At 49.8% G+C, this 23,178-nt stretch carries 19 protein-coding genes and 1 tRNA gene; 10 read left to right on the forward strand and 10 right to left on the reverse strand.

The features are described 5' to 3' along the window. Positions 1 to 6: 6 nt before the first annotated feature. Complete coding sequence (locus B5D63_RS14970) at positions 7 to 3,342, reverse strand: SusC/RagA family TonB-linked outer membrane protein (RefSeq protein WP_235021545.1); 3,336 nt, start codon at positions 3,340 to 3,342, stop codon at positions 7 to 9. 190 nt (positions 3,343 to 3,532) lie between these two features. Beyond that, positions 3,533 to 4,513, reverse strand: coding sequence for a FecR family protein (locus B5D63_RS14975; RefSeq protein WP_078669584.1), 981 nt, complete (start codon positions 4,511 to 4,513; stop codon positions 3,533 to 3,535). 104 nt (positions 4,514 to 4,617) lie between these two features. Here B5D63_RS14975 and B5D63_RS14980 point away from each other — a divergent pair, with 104 nt between their 5' ends. Continuing rightward, positions 4,618 to 5,205: a sigma-70 family RNA polymerase sigma factor gene (locus tag B5D63_RS14980; RefSeq protein ID WP_078669585.1), complete on the forward strand. Its 588-nt coding sequence runs from the start codon at positions 4,618 to 4,620 to the stop codon at positions 5,203 to 5,205. Between the two features lie 109 nt (positions 5,206 to 5,314). On the opposite strand, the gene B5D63_RS14985 is transcribed toward B5D63_RS14980, so the two are convergent. The 3 genes from B5D63_RS14985 to B5D63_RS14995 all read right to left on the reverse strand — a co-directional run bounded on the left by B5D63_RS14985 (position 5,315) and on the right by B5D63_RS14995 (position 7,992). Next, complete coding sequence (locus B5D63_RS14985) at positions 5,315 to 6,616, reverse strand: DUF3108 domain-containing protein (RefSeq protein ID WP_143312918.1); 1,302 nt, start codon at positions 6,614 to 6,616, stop codon at positions 5,315 to 5,317. A gap of 74 nt (positions 6,617 to 6,690) precedes the next feature. After that, positions 6,691 to 6,930 (reverse strand): hypothetical protein, encoded by a 240-nt coding sequence (locus tag B5D63_RS14990; RefSeq protein WP_143312919.1) that lies wholly within the window; start codon positions 6,928 to 6,930, stop codon positions 6,691 to 6,693. Between the two features lie 156 nt (positions 6,931 to 7,086). Beyond that, the gene (locus tag B5D63_RS14995) at positions 7,087 to 7,992 is read right to left on the reverse strand and encodes a DUF3108 domain-containing protein (RefSeq protein ID WP_078669588.1); all 906 of its coding nucleotides are present in this window, start codon (positions 7,990 to 7,992) and stop codon (positions 7,087 to 7,089) included. Positions 7,993 to 8,348: 356 nt separating this feature from the next. Between B5D63_RS14995 and B5D63_RS15000 the strand changes: the two genes are divergently transcribed. Both B5D63_RS15000 and B5D63_RS15005 read left to right on the forward strand, forming a co-directional pair. Beyond that, a complete protein-coding gene (locus B5D63_RS15000) occupies positions 8,349 to 9,305 on the forward strand; it encodes a hypothetical protein (protein WP_078669589.1) in 957 nt (318 codons plus the stop codon). A 54-nt stretch (positions 9,306 to 9,359) separates the two neighbouring features. Next, the gene (locus B5D63_RS15005) at positions 9,360 to 10,301 is read left to right on the forward strand and encodes a FimB/Mfa2 family fimbrial subunit (RefSeq protein ID WP_143312920.1); all 942 of its coding nucleotides are present in this window, start codon (positions 9,360 to 9,362) and stop codon (positions 10,299 to 10,301) included. 223 nt (positions 10,302 to 10,524) lie between these two features. Here the strand turns inward: B5D63_RS15005 and B5D63_RS15010 are convergent. Further along, positions 10,525 to 10,598: transfer RNA gene (locus B5D63_RS15010), tRNA-Ile, on the reverse strand. A gap of 132 nt (positions 10,599 to 10,730) precedes the next feature. Between B5D63_RS15010 and B5D63_RS15015 the strand changes: the two genes are divergently transcribed. Continuing rightward, a complete protein-coding gene (locus B5D63_RS15015; protein ID WP_078669591.1) occupies positions 10,731 to 11,357 on the forward strand; it encodes an HAD family hydrolase in 627 nt (208 codons plus the stop codon). Positions 11,358 to 11,402: 45 nt separating this feature from the next. Here the strand turns inward: B5D63_RS15015 and B5D63_RS15020 are convergent, their stop codons facing one another. The 3 genes from B5D63_RS15020 to B5D63_RS15030 form a co-directional block, all read right to left on the reverse strand. Next, positions 11,403 to 11,636 (reverse strand): hypothetical protein, encoded by a 234-nt coding sequence (locus B5D63_RS15020; RefSeq protein ID WP_078669592.1) that lies wholly within the window; start codon positions 11,634 to 11,636, stop codon positions 11,403 to 11,405. Between the two features lie 97 nt (positions 11,637 to 11,733). Continuing rightward, on the reverse strand, positions 11,734 to 12,084 hold the full coding sequence (locus B5D63_RS15025) for a TM2 domain-containing protein (protein ID WP_078669593.1): 351 nt from the start codon (positions 12,082 to 12,084) through the stop codon (positions 11,734 to 11,736). Positions 12,085 to 12,093: 9 nt separating this feature from the next. Beyond that, a complete protein-coding gene (locus tag B5D63_RS15030; RefSeq protein WP_078669594.1) occupies positions 12,094 to 12,387 on the reverse strand; it encodes a DUF2752 domain-containing protein in 294 nt (97 codons plus the stop codon). 159 nt (positions 12,388 to 12,546) lie between these two features. On the opposite strand from B5D63_RS15030, the gene B5D63_RS15035 reads away from it, so the two are divergent. The 6 genes from B5D63_RS15035 to B5D63_RS15060 all read left to right on the forward strand — a co-directional run bounded on the left by B5D63_RS15035 (position 12,547) and on the right by B5D63_RS15060 (position 22,335). After that, positions 12,547 to 13,011, forward strand: a complete 465-nt coding sequence (locus B5D63_RS15035; protein WP_235021546.1) for a ribosome maturation factor RimP — start codon at positions 12,547 to 12,549, stop codon at positions 13,009 to 13,011. A 16-nt stretch (positions 13,012 to 13,027) separates the two neighbouring features. Next, positions 13,028 to 14,275: a transcription termination factor NusA gene (gene nusA, locus B5D63_RS15040; RefSeq protein ID WP_078669596.1), complete on the forward strand. Its 1,248-nt coding sequence runs from the start codon at positions 13,028 to 13,030 to the stop codon at positions 14,273 to 14,275. A 91-nt stretch (positions 14,276 to 14,366) separates the two neighbouring features. After that, complete coding sequence (gene infB / locus B5D63_RS15045; RefSeq protein ID WP_235021547.1) at positions 14,367 to 17,972, forward strand: translation initiation factor IF-2; 3,606 nt, start codon at positions 14,367 to 14,369, stop codon at positions 17,970 to 17,972. Between the two features lie 215 nt (positions 17,973 to 18,187). Beyond that, entirely contained in the window at positions 18,188 to 19,567 is a 1,380-nt protein-coding gene (locus tag B5D63_RS15050) for a peptidylprolyl isomerase (protein WP_143312921.1), read from the forward strand. A 362-nt stretch (positions 19,568 to 19,929) separates the two neighbouring features. Further along, positions 19,930 to 21,657 (forward strand): amidophosphoribosyltransferase, encoded by a 1,728-nt coding sequence (locus tag B5D63_RS15055; RefSeq protein ID WP_235021548.1) that lies wholly within the window; start codon positions 19,930 to 19,932, stop codon positions 21,655 to 21,657. Positions 21,658 to 21,840: 183 nt separating this feature from the next. After that, complete coding sequence (locus tag B5D63_RS15060) at positions 21,841 to 22,335, forward strand: SixA phosphatase family protein (RefSeq protein WP_078669599.1); 495 nt, start codon at positions 21,841 to 21,843, stop codon at positions 22,333 to 22,335. Here B5D63_RS15060 and proC read toward each other — a convergent pair. Continuing rightward, entirely contained in the window at positions 22,332 to 23,129 is a 798-nt protein-coding gene (gene proC / locus B5D63_RS15065; protein WP_078669600.1) for a pyrroline-5-carboxylate reductase, read from the reverse strand. The genes B5D63_RS15060 and proC overlap by 4 nt on opposite strands. Positions 23,130 to 23,178: the final 49 nt, after the last annotated feature.

Genomic DNA, 23,178 nt, shown 5'->3' on the forward strand with positions numbered 1-23,178 from the left:
CGTGGTTTAAAGGTTGATGGTAATACCGGCGTTATAGATGCGCATGATAGGGTAGGGCTGCCATCCCCAGCGGTCTGCCGTATTGGCCTCGGGGTCCACGCCCAGGTCCTTGACATTGTCCCAGCTGACCAGGTTCATACCGTTCACGTATATACGCGCACTTTTCAGCTTGACTCTCTTCACCCATTCACGCGGCAGCCGGTAGCCGATCTCCAGATTTTTCAGCTTGATATAATCGGTTTTCCTGATCCAGTAGGAAGAGCTGATGAAGTTGTTGGACATATTGCTTTCAACGAGGTGCAAGGCGGGGAAAGTAGCCTTGTCCGCTGTCTCCGGTGTCCAGCGGCCTTCGTGGATAGGACGGTAGCTTTCGCGGTAGTTGTACACCAGCTGCGCGGAGTACATCTGGCGGCCGCCCGTAGCGCCCTGGAACAGCACACTGACATCCAGGCCTTTGTAATCTACTCCCAATGTAACGCCGAAGTAGCCGGTAGGCACGTTCAGCATGGGCAGCATCACACGGTCTGCTTCATTAATGATACCGTTGTTATCGATGTCTTTATATTTAATATCTCCCGGTATCAGCGGGGCAAAGGTCTGTTTGGCGCTTTTAGCGATTTCGTCTTTGCTCTGGAAGAGGCCTTCTGCAATATATCCCAGGCCATAGCCGATAGGATTACCTACCTGGCTCTGGTAAGCGTAAGCCAGCTTGGGTTCATCCATTTCCAGTATTTTGTTTTTTACGTACTGATAGTTGGCTTTTGCGAAAACGCCCACCTGCCGGATATTGGTGTTTACGTTCAGTTCTACTTCCACGCCTCTGTTGACCACACGGCCCAGGTTACGGTTGAGCGCCGCCGTGATACCGAGGTAAGCAGGTATGGAGCCGGCCTGTGTAAGGATATCGCTGCGCAGCTCACGGAACACGTCCATGTTCAGTTTTATCTTGTCTTTGAGGAAGCCTGTTTCTATACCCAGATCTGTTTTAGAAGCTTTTTCCCAGGTGATGGCGGTATTCCCGATCCTGTTTTCCACATAGCCGCCTACGCCGGAGGCTACGCTGCCGAAAGTAAAGCCGCCGGTTTTCGCAAAATCGGAGATATAGAGCCAGCGGCCGTTGCCCACCAGGTCGTTACCCACATAACCGTGCGAGAAACGCAGCTTCAGGTAGCTGAGGGCGCCGTCTTTAGGCATGAAGCGCTCGTTGCTGACCATCCATGCCGCAGACACCGCGGGGAAGAAGCCATAACGGCGGCCGGGAGGGAAGTTCTCCGAGCCGTTGTAGCCGGCGTTGAATTCGAGATAGTATTTTTTATCGTAGTTGTAGGTTAAGCGGCCGACGTAGCCTTCGTATACCCTTGGCAGGTCGCCGGACTGGGAGCGGTAGTTGCGGTTGAACAGCAGCAGGCCGCCCAGTGAATGTTTGGCGAAGTCACGGTCGTACATCAGTTTCACATCGTAATAGTAGTAACGTTCGCCGCTGGTGGCGCCGGAGCGTTGCAGGCTGGTAGCAGCGCGGTGTTGCGAGTAGGTGCCGCCGCCGGTGCCGGGAACGGTTTTATAGCGGTAGGAATCAAATTCCTGGTCAAACGCCACGTTGATGCTGCCGTAGTTTTCGAAGGTAAAGAGACCTTTTACTTTCAGACCGGGTGTGATAAAATCCAGTTTACGGGTGAGCGCCACACTACCGTTGGTACTGTGCCAGTAAGCGTCCAGATAGCCGTTGCGGGTGAGCATGCCGTAAGGGTTGTAGAAATCTTCCCGCATATTGCCGGAGGCGATGCTGCCATCAGGATTTTTTACCGGCGTAAGGTTGTTGGTCATCTGTGACAGTACCACCCAGAGGAATTCAAAATCGGCCCTGTCAGAGGAGGGACCGGTGCGGTTTTCGAGGCGGGAGGCCAGGTCCACCTGCAGGTCCGTATTTTTATCCAGGGTGATGTCCACGTTGGAGCGGAAGTTAAAGCGATCGTATTTGTATTTGATACCGTAAATGTTTTCGTTGGCGTGTTTATAGAGAGGCTCCTGGCGGAGGTAAGAGCCGGACACGAAGTACCGTACATATTTGGAGCCGCCGCTGATATTCATATTCAGGGTTTTCTGCGGGGAGAAGTTCCTGATCAATTCGTTGTACCAGTCGGTATTGGGATAGTCATAGGGCTTGAGGCCGGTGCGGAAGTATTCCAGTTGCTGGTCGGACCATACCGGCAGCATTCCGTCGTTTTTGGCCGCTTCGTTTTGCAGGAGGCCGGAGCGGTAGGAGTCCAGGAAGCGGGGGAAAGTGGTCGGCTGTTGCAGGGCGTATTGTCCGTTGATCTGTATGTTGGGAGGGCCGTCCTGACCGCGTTTGGTGGTCACGAGCACAATACCGTTGGCCCCCTGGATACCGTATAGGGCGGTAGAGGAGGCGTCTTTCAGGATAGTCACGGATTCTATTTCGTTGGCGTCCAGCTGGCCGAGGTCGGCGTTACCGCGGGGGAGGCCGTCGATCACGATCAGCGGGTTGGTGGCGCCGGTGGTGTTGATACCGCGGATGAACAGCTGGGAGTAGTCGGAGCCGGGGCGGCCGGAGCGTTGGGCTGTGATGAGGCCGGGCAGGCGTCCTGCCAGCGCGTTGGTCAGGTTGGCTACCGGGCTTTGTTTCAGCTCTTTGGTCTGTATGCTGCTGATGGCGCCAGTAACGCTTTGCCGTATCTGTTTCTGGCCGTAACCCAGTACCACCACTTCATTAAGGCCAGCGTCGGAGGCTTTCAGGGTGATGGTGCTGAGTGTTGTTTTTCCGTTGACAGGCACTTCCTGGGAGGCATATCCCACGTAGGAGATGATCAGCACCCCGTTGGCGGGGGTGTTGATGGAGAAGTTACCGTGTTCGTCGGTGGCGGTGCCGCGGCTGGTCCCTTTGAGCTGGATGCTCACGCCTATCAGCTCTACACCGTTGTTGCCCACTACTTTCCCTTTTACGGTGATATCCTGTTGTTTTTCAGCGGGGGAGATGACCACGAGGTTGTCTTCCAGGATGCGGTAGGTATAGGATTTTTGCAGCACTCCATCGAGGATGGCCGGCAGCGTGGCGTTATCGAAGTTCACATCAACTTTATCCGTGGCCGGAAATGTTTTAAAGTTATATAGAAAGCGGTAGCTGCTTTTGGTTTCGATCCATTCGAGCAGCCGGCGCATTTCCATCTGTTTGCTGTTGATGGAAAAACGGGTTTGTGAATAAACTGCCGCACGCAATTGCAGGACAAAAGCAGTCATCAGTAACAGGCAAAGCTTCATACACAATAGTGTTTTTCTCAATAAAGACCGGGGAATGGCTGGTTGTGGACACAGCTTTTTTTTCATACATTTGATTTGAATGTTAGACAATTTGAAACACATGACTTCCCGCACGGAAAATGTTGTTTCATTCCATGTTTGACGGCAAAAGGGGGAGTGTAGCCGCACTTCCCTTTTCTATTGGTGTATAGGGGCCCTGTTAGCCCGGTTGTGGAATAGTCGTGGATATTGGCATTGTTCTGTTCTTTTTGGTTGATTATTTATAAATGATTACTGTATCTCCCTTGATTTTATAGTTAAAGTCGGCTGTCAGCTGCAGGGCTTTCAGTGCGCGGGTCACGTCTTCCCGGCGGAAGGTGCCGTTGAACCGGTTGCTGTTGAGCGATGCATTTTTTATCAGGATGGTTTTGCCGTACCATCTTTCCATAATCCGCGCCAGTTCGGAAAATGATTTATTGTGGAATTCCAGTTTGTCTTTCTGCCAGCCGGTCTCTGTTTCGCCTTCCCGCCGGATCGGCTGCACCTCCGCGATGAACTCGCCCCAGTCTTCCCCGGAAGCCTGTTCCGCGTCTGCTTTACGGGTCAGCGTCAGTTTCTGTTGCGGCGCCAGCTGCAGCGATTTTTCCGGCAGGCTGTTCAGGCTCACCGCCACTTTGCCCTGCAGGAGGGCTGTTTCCAGCGATTCCCCGTTATAGGCTTTCAGGTTGAACCGGGTGCCCAGCACCTTAACGGTAATATCTTTCGTATGGATGATAAAAGGGTGGAGGTCGTTAGTCGCCACATCGAAATAGCCTTCGCCTTCCAGGTACACGTCGCGTTGACCATTTTTCATACCGTTGCTGTATTTCAGGCTACTGCTCACATTGAGCCATACCTTCGTACCGTCGGGGAGGGTCACCTGCCGGTGATGCCCTGCCAGGGTGCGTACCTCCTGCATCCCGGAAGGCCATATCACCCACGCCAGCGTAGCGCCGGCGATCAATACCAGCACCGCGGCCGCGGCTTTCCACCAGGTACGCATCTTTTTAACCGGCGCCACCCACGTCTTTTCGGCCTGCAGCTGCGCTACCATACCGTCGTACAGCGCCGGCACCTCCGCCGGGCCGTCGCCCGCCAGCCGGGATTCATAGGCCTCGTACCAGGACTCCAGCAGCTGCCGTTCCTGTTCTGTACAGTCCCCCTTCAGGTATTTATCCAGCAGCTCCAACAGCTGCCGATCGGTTGTATCTGGTTGCATGCCTATATAAGACACATAACTTTTTACCCACCCTACCCCCTTCTTTTGTCTTTTTTAGGGAGATAGTATCAACATCGCCTTAATTTTTTTAACTTTTGCCCCGAATGATCGAGTATTCCACCTTATCCGACCACGAACTGATAGTCCTGCTGGCACACGACGATAACAACGCCTTTAAAACGTTGTACGACCGCCATGCCCGTGTACTATACCTGGCCGCCTTCAAAAAGCTGCCCGTGCCGCATTTGCTGGAAGACCTGCTACAGGAAGTATTCCTCACCCTGTACCGCAAACGCTCCTCCCTGAGCGAAATCATCAACCTGCGCGCCTACCTCCACAGCGCCCTGCGCAACCGCATCCTCAACGAACTGCGGAACTCCCTTATCCATGAACAGCACCATCAACAGTTATCCGTTCCTGAAGCCACCGAAAGCCCCTGCAACTACGACCTGCAGCTGCTGGAGAAACGTTTCGGCGAAGCGCTGGACAGGCTGTCGGAACGCAGCCGGGAGATATTTTTACTGAGCAGGAGAGATGAACTGTCCTATAAGGAAATAGCAGAGCGTTTAGGCATCTCCGTGAAAGCCGTGGAGAAGCATATGGGGAAAGCGCTGCAGGTGATGCGGAGCGAGTTTAAGGATTATGGCGTAATGGCGGTGGTAGGGTTGGCGATGGTGGAGAGATGGGTGTAGGTAGATGTTCAACTTACGAATCGATTGTTAGCATAAATCAGCAACTTTAAAAGTAAAAGGCTTTCAACATAAATGCTAAAAGCCTTTAAATATATAAGTAGCGTGTTATTTACGCCCTCGTCTTCTTCAATTTCACTTCCACTTTCTCTCCGGGTTTGCTCACGGTCACCACTTTCTTCACGGTGGCGCCGGCGCCGGTGCTATAGTTCCGGGTAACGGTGTTGGCGCTGGTGCCCTGGAACATGCCGTTGATATAGTGGTCTGTGTACCCAACCACTTCATTCTGGCTATAGGAGTGTGAATAGCCGAACTCTGTGTACAGCAGGTATTCTCCGGGCATCAGGTTCACAAATTCAAAGTGACCGGCATCGTCGTATACCTGGGTAGTTTTGATACATTCGGCCGCTTCATCGGAAAGCGCTATACCTTCCCGGCCTTTCTTCCGCTGGGATTCGTTGACCTTGATCCATTCTTTAAAGTAATCGTTGTACGGGATGAGGATCACCTGGGTGCCTTTAGGAGCAACCTGCTTGGCCTGGATATTCATCACCTGCATCTTGGCCCATATAGTTCCGTTATCATTGAAGTCACGGGCAAATACCTGTCCGGAGATGATGGCGTCGCCACCTTTCACCATTTTCATGGTGGCTACTTTATCGAAAGGCGCTTTGATAGAGTTGAAGTCTGTCTCCATATCTACCATCCGGATATGCTGACCGTTGGCCCATTCTTCCAGCTGCCAGAGGCGGCGGGTCTTTTTATCGATGAGGTAAACCATTTTATCACCGGTGGCTGGTTCTACCGCGGAGACCTCCCATACATCATGTTTACCGGTGAACTTACTAACGTACGTGTTGTTTCTCACCTCATCTACCACGATCTTTTTCATATTGTCGGTGTTGGTAGGCTTGTATTCAAACACCGACAGGTCAGTCTTATAACCGGAAGTCAGCGGCAGCGTTGACACCAGGAAAGGATAGGAGTAACTGTCTACGAAAGAGGGAACTCCTGCTTCTTTGATCACTTTTTTCTGACCTGTTTTTTTGTCGATATGATAGCCGGTGATGTTAGGGCCGAAGTTCACCACCATATCTTTCATAGTGTTGTGCGAAGCCAGATAGATCGGCTTGAAGGTATTCAGATCGGTTACCGCCGTGTCTTTCCACGCTTCCAGCCCTGCAAGGGCGGTGACAACTGTCAGCGACAGCTTATCGTTGGTGGCATTAACATTGAAGGTGAAAGTACCGATCGCCTGTTCACGCCCCTCGTTGGTCATAAAACAAGCCAAGGTGTATTTACCGTTCTTCAGCAGCTTGGCGTCGAACTTACTCTGGGCGTTGGCGCCTCCTGAAATAGCCGCAAGCAATGTAGTGGCGGCAATGAATATTGAGTTACGTAATGGAGAAAACATAGTCCTGATAATTTATCTGACAACACAAAAGTAGGCTTTTCGACGGTGGAATCTCTACTGGTAAACCAGTAGATTTACTGCCTCGTCTTCTTCAGTTTCACCTCCACTTTCTCACCAGGCTTGCTCACGGTCACTACTCTTTGAATGCTTGCCCCTGCACCGGTGCTATAGCTATTGTTGACAGTATTGGCAGAAGAATATTGGAACATGCCGTTGATATAGTGATCTGTGTACCCCACCACCTCGGTCTGGCTGTAGGTGTGTACAAAGCTGAACTCTGTGAATAGCAGGTACTCGCCGGGCATCAGGTTCACAAATTCAAAGTGGCCGACATTATCGTATACAATAGTGGTTTTGATACATTCCGCCGCTTCATCCGAAAGAGCGACACCTCCGCGGCCTTTCTTCCGCTGCGATTCGTTTACCTTGACCCATTCCTTAAAGTATTCAGTGTACGGGATAAGTAAAATCTAAGTCCCACGGCGCGCAACCTGCTTTGGGTCCCAATTCACCAACTGTACTTTGGCAATAATATGCTTGCTTTGCGAGTGGCTACGGGCAAACACCTGGCCGGAAATGGTGGCCTTACCACCATTGATCATTTGCAGGGTCACCGCTTTATCGAAAGGAACATTTACAGCAGCGAACGATGACTCAGTATCGACCATCTTCACCTGCAATCCTTTACTGAACACATCTACCTGCCAGAGGTGACGGGTCTTTTTGTCGCTATAGGAAACCGATTTCTCACCGGTGGAAGGTTCGTGTACGGTGACTTCCCATACATCATGATTCCCGGTGATCTTACTTACATAGACACTGTTCTTCACTTCCTTTACAACAGCTATTTTCACGCTATCGGTGTTCGAAGGCTTGTAGTCGTACACCGGAAAATCAGTCTGGTAACCGGAACTCAGCGGCAGCGTTGACAACAGGAATGGGTAGATGTAACTGTCAACGCAAAACCGGTCTCCTGCTTCATTGATCTCGCTCGTCCGGCTGGTTTTCTTATCTACATGATAACCGGTAACATCATTACCGAAGTGCAGTATCATGTCTCGCATACTGTTGTGCGACGAGCGGTAGACAGGCCTCAAAGATTTCAGGTCCGATACAACGGTATCTTTCCAGGCTTCCATTCCGGTAAAAGCGGTGACAGCGGTCACCGAAAGCTGGCCACCCGCAGCCTGCAGACCGACAGTCAAAGTACCGATAGGGGTTTCATGGCCGTTCTTCACCTTATAACACGCCAGTGAAAAACGATCGTTTTTCAGCAGCTTAGGGTCAAATGTTTCCTGCGCCTGTGCCTGTTGCCACAGGGCGGCAAATAATGTGGCTGCACTAATAAATATGGATTTAGAAAAGGGAGAAAACATAGTTCAAAAATTTTTTCTGCCTATGCAAATTAGATTTTTCCCAATAATGCGCCCTATACCCAAAAACCAGTAAACCCGCAAGGGGAAAAGCATTCATGTCAGGTTATCAGAAGGACGTGCCTGATTACACATGAATGACACAGACAAAGAAAAGGAAGAGGTTGATCGTCCCGGTGGCATCAAATAACACAAGATAAGATTAACTGTTAAAACATTTCTCTGCAGCCGGCCGGTATACATGGTTATCAATAAAGCAGCTTGCCTGTAAGTCAATTTATGTGTATCTTTCATGCCTATAATACACAATTTGATACATTGTTTGAAAATCTTATCTCAACATTTTTTACTCCCGATTCATGAAGATAAAATTGTCCATTCCCGTTTGTTGTATTACCCTTTGTACAGTACTGCTTTTTTTTTCCTGTAAAAAGAATAGCAGCAAAGAGGATATAGTCCCTCAACCGCCCGCTAAAAAGGTAGCCATTAAATTCCAGGTAGGCGACTTCACACAGGAAACAACAGGCTTCGGCAGGGCCACAAGTAACACAAATCTAAAAGATTACATTTCTTTCTTTTATTACATGGCATATGATAACAAAGGAAATATTGTCAGCAAAAAAATGCAAACAAAAGACTCATTAACTTTCGGCAGTATCCGTGATTCGTTAGCGTCAGGTGCCTATACGATCGTAATGATGGGGTCGGGAAACTTTGTTTCTGTGGATGGCTCAGGCATAGATCCCATCACGGGCTTCATGCCATTTTTACCATTAAACGAGGCATATATTGTCTTCTTGCCGGGCTTTAACCTTACACCTATGGGGGTAATAACAGGCCATGAAATTTTCTATAAAAAGTTTACCGTCGACGTTGGCCGGGACAGCATTGTTTCCAGTGTGTTCTTAGCAAGAATAGTTGGCAAAGTTGAGCTCAACATTCTCGACTCAACTTCTTTTTACCGCACGGAGGCAACGCTATCAATGGATTCCCAGGATTATTATATAGCCGGTGATTCTATTGCAGATCCATTTATCGATGTTAGAGGAGAACCTGTTTTTATCAGCCATGGGGTAGGGAGGTTGGAGACTTTTGTGCTTAATAACAAAAAAACATTCGACATCAAAATTAAAGGCTTTAATGCAAGCAATCAGCTGGTAGCATCCAAAACCATCACCAATATGCGGATTGAGTGGAATAAAAAACTAATCATGAAAGGTAACCTGGCTTCCCCGGCTCCGCCTGATGGCGCCAGGGTTTCAGCGGATGCCGGATCAAACGACTGGAAAACCAATAGTACAATTATCAATTTTTGACACCTCAAAGGTTATTTGAAAAATGCTATTATTTGACATATTAAACTCCCTTTTATGAACATTAAACTCTCCATTGGCACTTGTTGCATGACCCTTTTAATAACCATGTTACTTTTTTCCTGTAAGAAAAACAGTGGTGGTAATGACGTAACACCACCACCAGCAGCAGCAGAAAAGGTAGCTGTTAAATTTGGCGTGAGTGATTTCACCCGGGAAATAACAGACTTCGGCAGGTCCATGAATACGAATACAAGGGCGGGATCTCTGAAAGATTATATTTCTTTCTTTTATTACATGGCATATGATAATACGGGAAAGCTCGCCAGCTCTAAAATACAAACCCAGGATTCTTTGATATTTGGCAGCATCAGTGACTCTTTAAGACCGGGCTCATATACAATAGTGATGATCGGGGCCAAAAACCGGCCTTATATAGATGGCGGAGGAGTTGCCACCCCTACTGATCCCTCGTTACCACTAGACAGAGCATATATCTCCTTTATGCCTGGTGATATTGTAAAAGGCAATGAAGTTTTCCTGAAAAAATTTTCCATTAATATCAATGGCGACAGCATTGTTCCCAATGTATCCTTAACAAGAATTGTCGGTAAAATTGAGCTGACCATCCAGGATTCTACCTCTTTTCACCATACAACCGCAAATTTATCCATGGACTCTCAGGCCTACTACATAGGTTCCGGTACTATCGCCGATCCATATGTCACTGTCGGAGGAGATCCTTATGTCACTAGTCTTAGCGTTGGAAGCCTGGAAGCTTTCGTACTCAATAACAAAAACCCATTTGATATCAGAATCAAAGGCTATAACGCAAGTAATCAGCTATTAGCATCCAAAACAATTACCAATGTGCAAATTCAATGGAATAAAAAACTGATTCTGAAAGGAAAACTGTTCTCCCCAGATATTGATCCCAATTTTTCAATAGACGCTTCATTAAATGACTGGAGCGCAGATAGTACAATTATCAACTTCTGATGAATCAAAAGTAATCTGAAAAAATACCACCTACTTAAAGGCTTTCCGTCCCCAACAGCGGAAAGCCTTTTTACAATAGGCATTCCCGAATTACCAGGCAAAAATGCCTTATCGCTTTTCGGTGCCCTCCTAATGTATCAATTCCTAAAATTATGTATCAAAAACATGTATCAAATGAAAAAAGGCTCCCAACGCATCCGCGCTGAAAGCCTTTAGTGTAGTGTGCTCCCACCAGGGCATGATCCTGGGACCCCCTGATTATGAGTCAGGTGCTCTAACCAACTGAGCTATAGGAGCCGTTCCGAAGAACTAAAATCCCCTTTTTCAAGGGACGGCAAAGTTAATTATTTCCCCGAATTATCCTAAATTTTTTTTACTTATAGGCACGTATACGCCTATACTGTAAAAAATCTGCTTTCTTTGTATCCCATGAAAAATATCAAAAACATCATCTTCGATCTGGGAGGGGTGATCCTCAATATAGACCACCAGTTGACCAGTGAGGCTTTTACAGCGCTGGGGGTGCAGCATTTTGAACAGTTATACAACCAGTTCAAAGGTTCCCGGTTGTTCGACAACCTGGAAACGGGGCATATCACTCCGGAGGGGTTTCTGGCGGAAATGAAAAAGCATGTAGCCGAAGGCGTAACGGACGAACAGATCGTCGCGGCCTGGAATGCCATGCTGCTGGATTTTCCCCTGCAACGTTTACAGTTGCTGCAGCAGCTAAGGCAGCATTATAGCATGTACCTGCTGAGTAATACCAATGCGCTCCATCTGGAAACGTTTAACAAGATCCTGCAGGAGACGCGGGGCATCCCGTCACTGTCGGTGTTTTTTGACAAAGCGTACTATTCCCACCTGATGGGTTACCGGAAACCGGACCGGGAATCTTACCAGATGGTGCTGGACGAGAACGGGCTGAAAGCGGAAGAGACCTTATTTATTGATGATACGTTGCCCAATATCGAAGGGGCGAAGGTGGTAGGGTTACAAACGCTTCACCTGCAGGCGCCGAAAACGATCCTGGACATTTTCCGGCCGCAGAACAGCTGATGGGCATATAAGACAATAAAAAAGGCCGCGGTGCGCGGCCTTTTTCTATTTTACTTCTTCAAAGTCGATGTAATCGTCTCTTTTGGGCGGCTGCGGACCTGGCCGCTGGGAGGACTGCTGCTGGGAATTATATCCCTGCTGGGCAGCCTGCTGCTCTTCATACTGTTGACGCATGTGTTGCTGAATGTCGCTCATCTGCTTACGAACCGCCTTGGTGGACCTGTAAACCGGTATGATAAAATCAAATACCAGCTTGTACAGCAGCCACGCAAAAAACATGTATAGTAAAAATTTCAACATAGTGCGACAAAGGTAGCAGATTATCTTTCCGTTAACCGGATAATCCGCTGATTTTAAGGTTTCTTTAACGTTGCTGTTACAGGCCCAGCAGTGCAGCGCAGGACAGGGCTTCCTTTTTATTGAATTCCCATGCTAACCTGCGATGGTTCACCGCGTCGATAATGGTGCCGATCATACAGAAGCCGAAAGTCACGAAGTAAAGGATGCCCATGGCGATCTGGTTGAGCAGGAAACGCTGAATCCCCGCGGCCCCTACCAGCCCGATCAGGCAGCAGATCAGGATCATCTGGGGATCTTTCCGGCGGGACTGGTACAATGCCAGAAAGCGTTGCTTGTTTTCAGCACTGTAGCCTTTTGTCAGTTCCTGCAGCCACAGCATTTCTTCCTGTTCGATGCCCGGTAACATGGCATATGAAAAATCAGACATAATTATTTATTATAATTTAAGTTTAACGAATTGAAGCCGGGCCAGTTGCACGGTCCGGTAAATCAGCACCCCCACCGCGGCGGGTGCCAGCCAGTGGTGATGTATGGCTTCCAGCCACCGGCCGTGCAGAAAAAAATGGATTCCGTGTCCCAGCCCGCAGCCGGGGCAAAAAGGAATACCGATATTTTTAAACAGGCACAGGGACGGTTGGCCGGCGACCGGGTCCAGAAAAAACAAACCTGTCAGACCTGCCGGCCAAACCAGCAGTTCCGGGTGAAGTTTCTTCAGGAATGTAAATATCATTAAAAAAAATTAAATATGTTCTGTCGATGGGGCTGTCTGCGGTCTGAATTCACTCCAAGTTAAAGATTTTGTTTTTCAATCAAAATAATTTGTAGATTTGCATCAGGAAAAATGATTCAAACGAAGGGGACGAGAGAACGTCCCCTTCTCGTTTTTTGTATGGCAAACGAACAAGTGATAAAAGCTATCCGGGAATTGGCAGAAGGACTGCTGGCAAATAATCCCGACGATTTTTTGGTAGAAATCAGGATAAAACCCACTAATAACATTAAACTCTTTATTGATGGGGATAAGGGGATACCAGTGGACAAACTGGTGTCTTTCAACCGCAAACTCTACGCATTGCTGGAAACCAGCGAGATCTTTCCGGACAACGATTTCTCCCTGGAAGTTTCTTCCCCCGGGCTCGACGAGCCGCTGAAACTGCACAGACAATACCTGAAAAACATTGGCCGCAAGGTGGAAGTCACCCTCCTTGACGGCGCAGTGAAAGAAGGTACATTGCTGACGGTAACGGATGACTCCATCACCATCGAGGAAACAATCGGCAAAAAGAAAGAAACCAAACAAACGGAATTAAAACTAAATGAAATAAAGCACACCAAAGTGTGCATCGTGTTTTAAAATATAATACATAAACATGGCTAGTATTAACCTGATTGAGTCATTCACCGAGTTCAAGGAGGCGGAAAACATTGACCGCCCTACGTTGATGAAGGTATTGGAAGATGTGTTCAAAACACTGCTGCGGAAAAAGTATGGCTCTGATGAGAATTTTGACGTGATCGTAAATACAGAGAAAGGTGACCTTGAAATATTACGCCGCCGCACTATCGTGTCTGACGGCGAAGTGGAAGACGAAAATGCACAGATCGCCTATTCCGACGCCATTAAAGTAGAACCGGACTACCAGATTGGGGAAGATCTCTATGAAGAAGTAGAGATCCTCGACTTCGGCCGCAGGGCTATCCTCGCCGCCAAACAAACCCTCTCCGCACGTATCGGCGACCTTAAAAAGAACATCCTGGTAAAGAAATACGCCGACAAAGCCGGCGAAATTGTTACCGGGGAAGTATACCAGGTTTGGAAAAAAGAAGTTTTATTGCTTGATGATGAAGGGAATGAGTTAATTTTGCCCAAATCTGAGCAGATTCCGACGGATTATTTCAAAAAAGGAGAAAATGTAAGAGCGGTAGTAAAGAAAGTGGAAATGAAGAACAACGCGCCACTCATCATTCTTTCCCGCACACATCCATCCTTCCTGGCTAAATTGCTGGAAATTGAAGTACCCGAGATCTTTGACGGCCTGATTGTGATCAAGAAAATCGTCCGCGAACCCGGCGAAAGAGCGAAAGTGGCCGTTGAATCCTACGATGACCGTATCGACCCGGTAGGGGCCTGCGTAGGGATGAAAGGTAGCCGCATCCACGGCATCGTGCGCGAGCTCAGAAACGAAAATATCGATATCATCAACTATACTACCAACATCCAGCTGTTGATTCAGCGCTCCCTCACACCCGCCCGGATCAGCCGCATGGAAGTAGATAGCGAAAACAAATACGCTTCCGTTTACCTCAACCCTGACCAGGTATCACTGGCCATCGGTAAAAAAGGCGTTAACATCAAACTCGCCTGCGAACTCACAGGCTTTGAAATTGATGTCTTCCGCGACGAAGCCCAGGAACAGGCTGAATTTGATATCGATCTGGAAGAATTCTCAGATGAAATCGAAGAATGGATCATTGACGAGCTGAAAAGAATAGGTTGTGACACTGCCCGCAGCGTATTGGAGCTGACCACTGAAGAACTGGTTCGCCGTTCGGATCTGGAAGAAGAGACAGTGCAGGATGTAAGAAGAATATTACAGGAAGAGTTTGACAAAGAATAAAGCCCAGCCAGAAACCTTCCCAGGTAAAGGGCTTATTAGAAGGGGAATTGATTTTTTCGAGTTATTGTTTAAACGTAAAAAAACATCCCGTTTGGAAAAAACGGGAAACAGGGGAGGCCCGAAATACGATATGCCTGAAACAACAAACAACACACCACGATTGCTGGCTGCAGCCAAAGAGTTTAATATTGGTAAGGAAACGCTCATCGATTTCCTTAGCAATAAAGGCTTCGATATGGGCGGCTTTGGATCTCCAAATGCCCGCCTTACGGCTGTCATGTACACAGCTCTGCAGTCGGAATTCCAGCAGGACAAGGCTAACAAACGCAAAAGCGACCAGATAGCCCTGCCCAAAGGAAGCGTGTTAGAAACAAAGATGAAGAAGGAGAAAGAGGAAGCAGAGGCTGCGGCAAAAAAGAACCTGAAAGATAAAGATGAGGCTGCACCCGTAGCGGAAGCTCCCAAAGCTGAACAAGCCCCCGAACCTAAACAGGAACCCGTAAAGGAAACGCCTAAAAAGGAACCTCAGGCGGCTGCTCCGGCTCAACCCACACCTCCTCCGGTAAAAGAAAAAGAGGAAGCCAAGCCCAAACAAGAACCTCCGGCTGTTACAGCTCCCCCTGTTGCGGAAGTTCCCAAAGCACCAGCTACTCCCGCTGAACCGGAAGTCGTGAAAACAGAATCTCCTAAGATTAACGGCCCGAAAGTCATCACCACGATCGACCTCGACGCCCTTAACCGTAATAAAAAACCCGCTGCCAAAAAAGAACCGGAAGAAAAACCGGCTCCACAACCGGCAGCTCCTGCTCCCAAAGAGGAAAAACCACAACCGGTTACCCCTCCCGTAGCAGCTAAACCGGAAGAAAAACCGGAACCCACGCCGGCTCCAACTGCCCCCGTTGCAAAACAGGAAGACGTGGAAAAAGCAGCACCAAAAGCGGAAAAAGCTGAAACAGCACCCGCTCCGCAAGCAGAGAAAGTAGCGCAAACAGTTAAAACCGATACGACAGAAAAAACGGAAAAAGCCGCACCGGTTGAAGATAAACCTGTAGTTAACAAAGTGGAAGAAGTATTACAAGAGGCAAAACCGGCTGCAATCAAAGAACCGGCTAACATTCCTGTTAAACAGCCCGTAAAGGAAGAACAACGCAATATTCCGCCTGCCCCTGCTGCTGAAAACACACCAACTCCTCCCCAACAACCGGAAGAGCCCACCGTGATCAGTAACATCCAGGCCGAAAAACTGACCGGCCCGAAAGTCATCGGGAAAATCGAACTGCCCGTTCAGTCCGACAGACGCGATAACAATAAAGGCAACTTCAACCGCGATGAAAAACGTAAACGCAAACGTATCATCGTGGAGAAAAAACCTGAACCCATCCAGCCGAAAGACTTCAAAGAAGGCGGCCAGCAAGGACAAGGCGGCGGTAACCGTCCCCACCACGAAAACCGCGACAACCGCGGCGATAACCGTGGCGGCAATCGCCCGCACGGCGACAACCGTAACCAGGGTGATAACCGCAACCAGGGCGGCGGCCAGGGCCATAACAGACCCGGCGGCCAGCAAGGCCAGGGCGGCGGCTTCAACAGAGGCGGCCAGCAAGGCGGCGGATTTAACAGAGGCCAGGGCGGCGGCCAGGGTGGCAACCGACAAGGCGGCCAGCAAGGCGGTAACTTCAACAGACAAGGCGGCGGCCAGGGTGGTAACAGACCCGGCTTCAACAGACCCGGCCAGGGCGGCAACTTCCGTCCGGGTGGTCGAGGCGCTGATGATAAACGCACTGTGGAAGAAAAGGAAATCGATAAAAACGAAATCCAGAATAAAATCAAGGAAACCATGGCCAAACTCGGTGGCGGCGGTCGCGGTAAAAACGTGAAAGCCAAACACCGTAGGGAAAAACGCGAGGAAAGAGCCAGCCAGAAAGCCAAAGAGGGCGTTGAAGACAACAAACTCCAGGTAACGGAATTCGTTTCCGTAAGCGAACTCGCCAACCTCATGGACGTTAGCTTCGCCGAAGTTATCTCCAAATGTATGGGCCTCGGTATCATGGTGTCCATCAACCAACGCCTCGACGCGGAAGTAATCGAACTGGTAGCCGGCGAATTCGGCTATGAAGTGGAATTCATCGGCCTCGACGCGGTGGAAGACTCCGAAGAAGAAGAAGATGTAGACGCTCCGGAAGATCTGCTGCCACGCGCACCGATCGTTACCATCATGGGTCACGTCGACCACGGTAAAACATCGTTGCTCGACTATATCCGCAGCGCCAACGTAGTAGCCGGTGAAGCCGGAGGTATCACCCAGCACATCGGTGCCTACCAGGTAACGACCGCCAACGGTAAAAAAATCACCTTCCTCGATACACCAGGCCACGAAGCCTTTACGGCCATGCGTGCCCGCGGTGCCAAAGCAGCGGATATCGCTGTCATCGTAGTGGCTGCCGACGACGCCATCATGCCTCAGACAAGAGAAGCCATCTCCCACTCCCAGGCTGCCGGCCTCCCAATGGTATTCGCTATCAACAAAATTGATAAGGAAGGCGCCAACCCGGAAAAAATTAAAGAACAACTGGCTCAACTGAACCTCCTCGTGGAAGACTGGGGCGGTAAATACCAAAGCCAGGAAATATCCGCTAAAAGCGGCCTCAATATCGACGTCCTGCTGGAAAAAATCCTGCTGGAAGCAGAACTCCTCGAACTGAAAGCCAACCCGAACCGCGAAGGCTCCGGTAGCATCGTGGAAGCTTCCCTCGATAAAGGCCGCGGATACGTAGCCTCCCTGCTGGTACAAAACGGTACCCTCCGCCAGGGCGACACCATCGTGTCCGGCTCCTTCTACGGTAAAATCAAAGCCATGTTCAACGAACGCGGCCAACGAATGGAAGAAGCAGGACCATCCATGCCGGTACAGGTGCTCGGCCTCAACGGCGCACCACAAGCCGGTGAGAAATTCAAAATGTACGAAGACGAATCTGAAGCTAAAGAAACGGCTAACCGCAGAGCTCAGATCGTTCGCGAACAAGGTATCCGCACCAAGAAACATATCACCCTCGATGAAATCGGCCGCAGGCTGGCACTGGGTAACTTTAAACAGCTCAACCTCATCATCAAGGCCGACTTCGACGGCTCTGTGGAAGCATTGAGCGACTCCCTCCAGAAACTGTCTACCGAAGAAATCGTCATCAGTATCGTACACAAAGCAGTAGGCCAGATCACCGAATCCGACGTATTGCTCGCTACTGCCTCCGACGCCATCATCCTCGGTTTCCAGGTACGACCCTCTTCTCAGGCCGCCAAACTTGCAGAAAAGGAAAACATCGAAATCCGCAACTACTCCATCATCTACGATGCGATCGACGAGATCAAAAGCGCGATGGAAGGGATGCTGGAACCCAAAATCGAGAAAAAAGTGGTGTGCAACGTACAAGTACGCGAAACCTACAAATTCGACAAGGTTACCGTGGCCGGTTGCTTCGTACTCGATGGCAAGCTGACCAGAAACACCCGCATCAACGTAGTACGCGACGGTATCGTAGTCCACACCGGCGAACTCGGCTCCCTCAAACGTTATAAAGACGACGTGAAGGAAGTGGCCGCCAACATGGAATGCGGTCTCAGTATCCGCAACTACAGCGACCTCCGACCCGACGATATCATCGAAGGCTTCGAAGAGGTGGAAGTAAAAAGAACACTCTAATACCCGCTTCCCGGCCCCCAAAGGCCGGGAAGACATAAAAAAAGCTGTCAGAAATGGAGATACCCTCAATATCCCCGCTTTTTGACAGCTTTTTCTTTTAATATCCCTGCCCGTCGGCGCAAAACCAAAGGCTTATCTAAACTTTTGTTAAATCCGTCGATATTAAATACAGTCCTGATCTTTAATTGGTTATTTTTGGATTTTACCGCTATAATATGAAGAAACTTTTGGCTTTATCTGCAGGAGCTTTGCTGTTATGGCAAGCTGCTGCCGCTCAGCAAAAACTCGTGGCAGACAAAATTATCGGCATAGTAGGGGATAAGATTATCCTCAAATCCGATATGGACGGCGCCCTGGCAGACCAGGCTCGGAACTCCCCCGACGGCACCGTCAGCCCCCAGGCTGCCTGCACTACCATGGAAATGCTGATCTCCCAAAAGGTGATGGTGCTCCAGGCAGAAAGGGACAGCTTGCCCGTTTCTGACGGAGACGTGGAAGCACAAATGGAAAACCGTATCCGCTACTTCGAACAGCTCTACGGCACCAAAGAAAAAATGAAAGAAATTACCGGCTATAGCGTATACCAGCTCCGCGAACGGTTCCGCCAACCCATCAAGGAAGGCCTGCTCGCTCAAGCCATGCGCAATAAAGTGGTGGAAAACGTAAAAGTGACCCCCTCCGAAGTAAAACGCTACTTCGACGCCATCCCGAAAGACAGCCTCCATTTCTATGAGTCCGAACTGGAAATAGGACAACTCGTCCTCATCCCCAAGGCCACCCGCGAAATGGACAACTACGCCGTCGAACGCCTCCAGGGCTTCAAAAAAAGAGTACTCAACAAGGAATCCGACTTCGGGTCCCTCGCCATCCTCTACTCTGAAGACCCCGGCGTGAAAGAAAACAAAGGCATCTACGTGATGAACCGCAGCGATAAACAATGGGACGCCGACTTCATGGCGGCAGCTTTCCGTCTGAAAGAAGGCGAAATATCCTCCCCGGTGAAATCACAGTTCGGCTACCACCTCATCCAGATGATCAAACGCTCCGGCGATAACGTGACCGTACAACATATCCTGCTCAAAGCAGCAGTCACCAAATCCGACCTCGCCGGCGCCACCACCAAACTGGACTCCATCCGCACCCTGATCGTGAACAACAAACTCACCTTCTCCGAAGCGGTTGCCAAATACAGCGACGCACCCAGCGCCAAATTCGACGGCGGTATGCTCCAGTCCAAAACAGGAGAAGGTACCCTGCTCACTATCGACCAGCTGGACGATCCCTCTGAAAGAGATATCGTACTCATGCTCGATACTCTTAAACCCGGAAAAATATCCGCCCCCGTCTCATTTACCGACGAAACAGGCCGCGCCGGCGTAAGGATCGTGTACCTCAAAACACGCACCCAGCCACACCGCGAAAACCTGAATGACGACTACTCCCGCATTCAGCAACGCACCCTGGATATCAAAAGGGCTGAAGCCATCAATAAATGGCTCATCGAAAAAATACCCACCTTCTACGTACACGTAGATGATGACTATAAAAACTGCTCCCACATCAGCCAATGGATGGCCTCCCTGGCTAAACAGTAACGGTGAGGAACAGGATGTAAACTAATTCTCCTGAAGGGCGAAGACAACAGCGAACAGCTCCTGTCTTCGCCCTTCTTCTTTTCTACCCCCTTATGACCCTTTCCTGCTTCCCCCATTGACACCGTTTCAGATAGACGCCTGCCTTTTTCCCCTCGCTCCGCCGGCCAGCTTTCCACCACTCAACACGCACAATTCGTAATTCGCATTTTTTTGGCGTAACTTTGCGTCTTCAAATTTCAGCGATGAGTGATGCGATCAAACATGAATGCGGCCTGGCATTTATAAGATTAAGAAAACCATTCTCTTATTACCAGCAAAAATATGGGACTGTGTTCTATGGGTTGAACAAACTGTACCTGCTCATGGAAAAACAACACAACAGAGGCCAGGACGGCGCTGGGGTGGCCGCGGTAAAACTCAATACAGAACCGGGGGTTCCTTTCATGCACAGAATTCGCAGCGCCGCCCCACAGGCTATCGGCGATGTTTTCAGTAAAATCCGGGAAGAAATCCAGGAAATCGAAAAATACCAGCCTGAAATCACCAAATATCCCGGCCTCCTCAAAGGACATATCCGGTTTTTAGGTGAAAACCTGATGGGACACCTCCGCTACGCTACACAGGGCAAAAACAACGTGGAACTCTGCCACCCCTTTGTACGCTACAACACCATTCCCGCCCGTAACCTCGCCATGGCAGGTAACTTTAACCTGGTAAACGCCGATGAACTCTTCAAATTCGTTCAGGTAAACCCCGGGGAAGTACATAAAAACTCCGACCTCGCCGCCATGCTGGAAACCGTTCATCACTTCCTCTGCAAAGAAGATGAAGAACGCCGCAACGGCCTCGACGTCAAAAATATCCTGCAACAGGCTTTCTCCTTGTTCGACGGTGGCTACCACGCCTGCGGCCTTATCGGCACCGGCGACGCCTTCGTGATCCGAGACCCGCACGGTATCCGCCCGTCTTACTATTACATCAACGACGATGTGATCGTTGCCGCCTCCGAAAGAGCCGCCATCCGCACTACCTTCAACGTAGGCGAAAATGAAGTGCTCGAACTCATGCCCGGTAACGCCCTCATCGTAAAAGAAAACGGCGACTACGCTATCGAACAGATCCTCGAAGCAAAAGAACGCAAAGCCTGCTCCTTCGAAAGGATCTACTTCTCCCGCGGTAACGACGAAAAAATATACAAGGAACGGACCTCCCTCGGCCGTAACCTGTCCGCTACCGTGCTCAAAGCTATCGACAACGACCTGAGAAATACCATCTTCTCCTTCATCCCCAACACCGCTGAAGTAGCCTTCTACGGCCTGTTAAAAGGACTGGAAGACTATCTCAACAAAATCAAGGTGGAGAGAATCCTCTCCTGGGGCAAAGATTTCGATGAGGAAAAACTCAACGAAATGGTCAACCGCCGCATCCGCATCGATAAAATCGCTATTAAAGACGTGAAAATGCGCACCTTCATCACGGAAGATTCCAGCCGTAATGAAATGGTGCAACACGTATACGATATCACCTACGGTACGGTAAGGCCCGGCGTAGACTCCCTCGTAGTCATCGACGACTCCATCGTTCGCGGTACCACCCTCCGCGAAAGCATCATCAAAATGCTGGACCGCCTCGGCCCCAAACGCATCATCGTAGTGTCTTCTGCCCCGCAGATCCGCTACCCCGACTGCTACGGCATCGATATGAGCAAAATGGGCGACTTCGTAGCCTTCCAGGCCGCCATCGCCCTGCTGAAAGACCACGGCAAAGAACACATCCTGCAGGAAGCCTACGGCCTCTGCAAAGAATTACAACGCACCAACACCCTCCACGCACAAAACGTGGTGAAAAACATCTATAAACCGTTCACACCGGAACAGATCTCCGCTAAAATCGCGGAAATCCTCACCCCGGAAGGCATCGGCGCGCAAGTGGAAGTCATCTACCAGTCCATCGAAAGCCTCCACGAAGCATGCCCCAACAACCTGGGCGACTGGTATTTCACCGGCGATTACCCTACCCCCGGCGGCAACCGCGTAGTGAACAAAGCCTTCATGAACTTCATGGAAGGCAAAAATGAAAGAGGCTACTAAAAAAGAAAACTCCCCTCATCATAAAAAAAGCGAAGATCAGTAACTGATCTTCGCTTTTTTAGTAGTATCCGGCCGTGTTAATTTTGTCTTAAATCAGGCCGCCCCTTCCCGCTTTATTCTCCTAACACATTAACTTCCTGTAAATTCTTTATTTTCGTTCCGGTAAATCACCGTTTTCAGCCCATGAAAACACTCTTACTCATCCGTCATGCAAAATCCAGCTGGAACAATCCGGACATGGACGATTTTGACAGACCGCTCAATAAGCGGGGAAAACAGAATGCGCCGGAAATGGCCCAACGCCTCGTTGCCAGAGGCATGGTCCCGGAGCTGATCATCGCCAGCCCCGCCAAACGCGCCCGCACCACCGCCAAAATCATGGCCGAAGAGTGGCACTACCCCAAACAGGCCATCCTGCTGGAAGAAGAACTCTATCTCTGCTACGCCTCTACCTTCCTCAAGGTAATCACCCGGATAGACGACGACTTCAACGCGGTAGCCATCTTCGCTCATAACCCCGGTATCACGGACTTTGCCAACTACCTCACCGAAGAAATCCGCATCGATAACGTGCCCACCACCGGCATCTTCGCCATACAGGCGGATACCGACAGCTGGAAAGACTTCGACCTGGCCCGTAAAAAATTCCTTTTCTTCGACTATCCCCGCAATAACTAACCCTTCACAATTTTATTGTAGGAAGTACTAATGCCTTTTATCAGGGACGAACTGAATCCCTGGTGCTCCATTTCATTCAAACCGGCAATGGTACAGCCCTTCGGCGTAGTTACCTTGTCTATCTCCTCCTCCGGGTGACGGTTCTCCCGGATCAGCAGCTCCGCAGCCCCCTTCACGGTCTGCGCGGCGATCAGGCTGGCCGTCCGCACGTCAAACCCGATTTCAATCCCCCCCTGGATATTGGCCCGGATAAACCGCAACGCAAAAGCAATACCACAAGCGCCCAATACCGTGGCGGCATCCATCAGCTTCTCGTCAATGCTCACCGTTGCGCCCAGCTGGTCGAACATCGTCTTCACATACCGCAACTGCTCTTCGCTGGCATTGGCGGCACAGATACAGGTAATAGATTCCTGTATGGCAATAGCCGTATTAGGCATGGCCCGCACCACCGGCATGTCCGGTACGATATGCGACAAATCAGCAATGCTGACGCCCGTCACCACGCTGATCAAAATATGTTTCGCAGGGTCCAGGTCAGTCTTCAACTGCTGCAACACCTCCCGCACGTTGTACGGCTTCAGCGCCACCACAATCACCTCCGATTGCCGGATAGCTTTTCCATTGTCTGTCTCCACCTGTACGCCGGCGGCCTTCAGATCGGCCAGCGTGCTGGTGTTACGTTTGGTAACAGTAATATCGGAAGGCTGGGAAAAACCACTTTTTACCAATCCCTGGGCGATGGCCGAACCCAGATTTCCCCCGCCAATAATGGCTATTTTTTTGGCTGACATAAAAATTATTTTTTCAGATAAAATCCTACGGAAGGTATAACAATTGCGC

Source organism: Chitinophaga eiseniae (assembly GCF_900167135.1).
Classification (GTDB): domain Bacteria; phylum Bacteroidota; class Bacteroidia; order Chitinophagales; family Chitinophagaceae; genus Chitinophaga; species Chitinophaga eiseniae.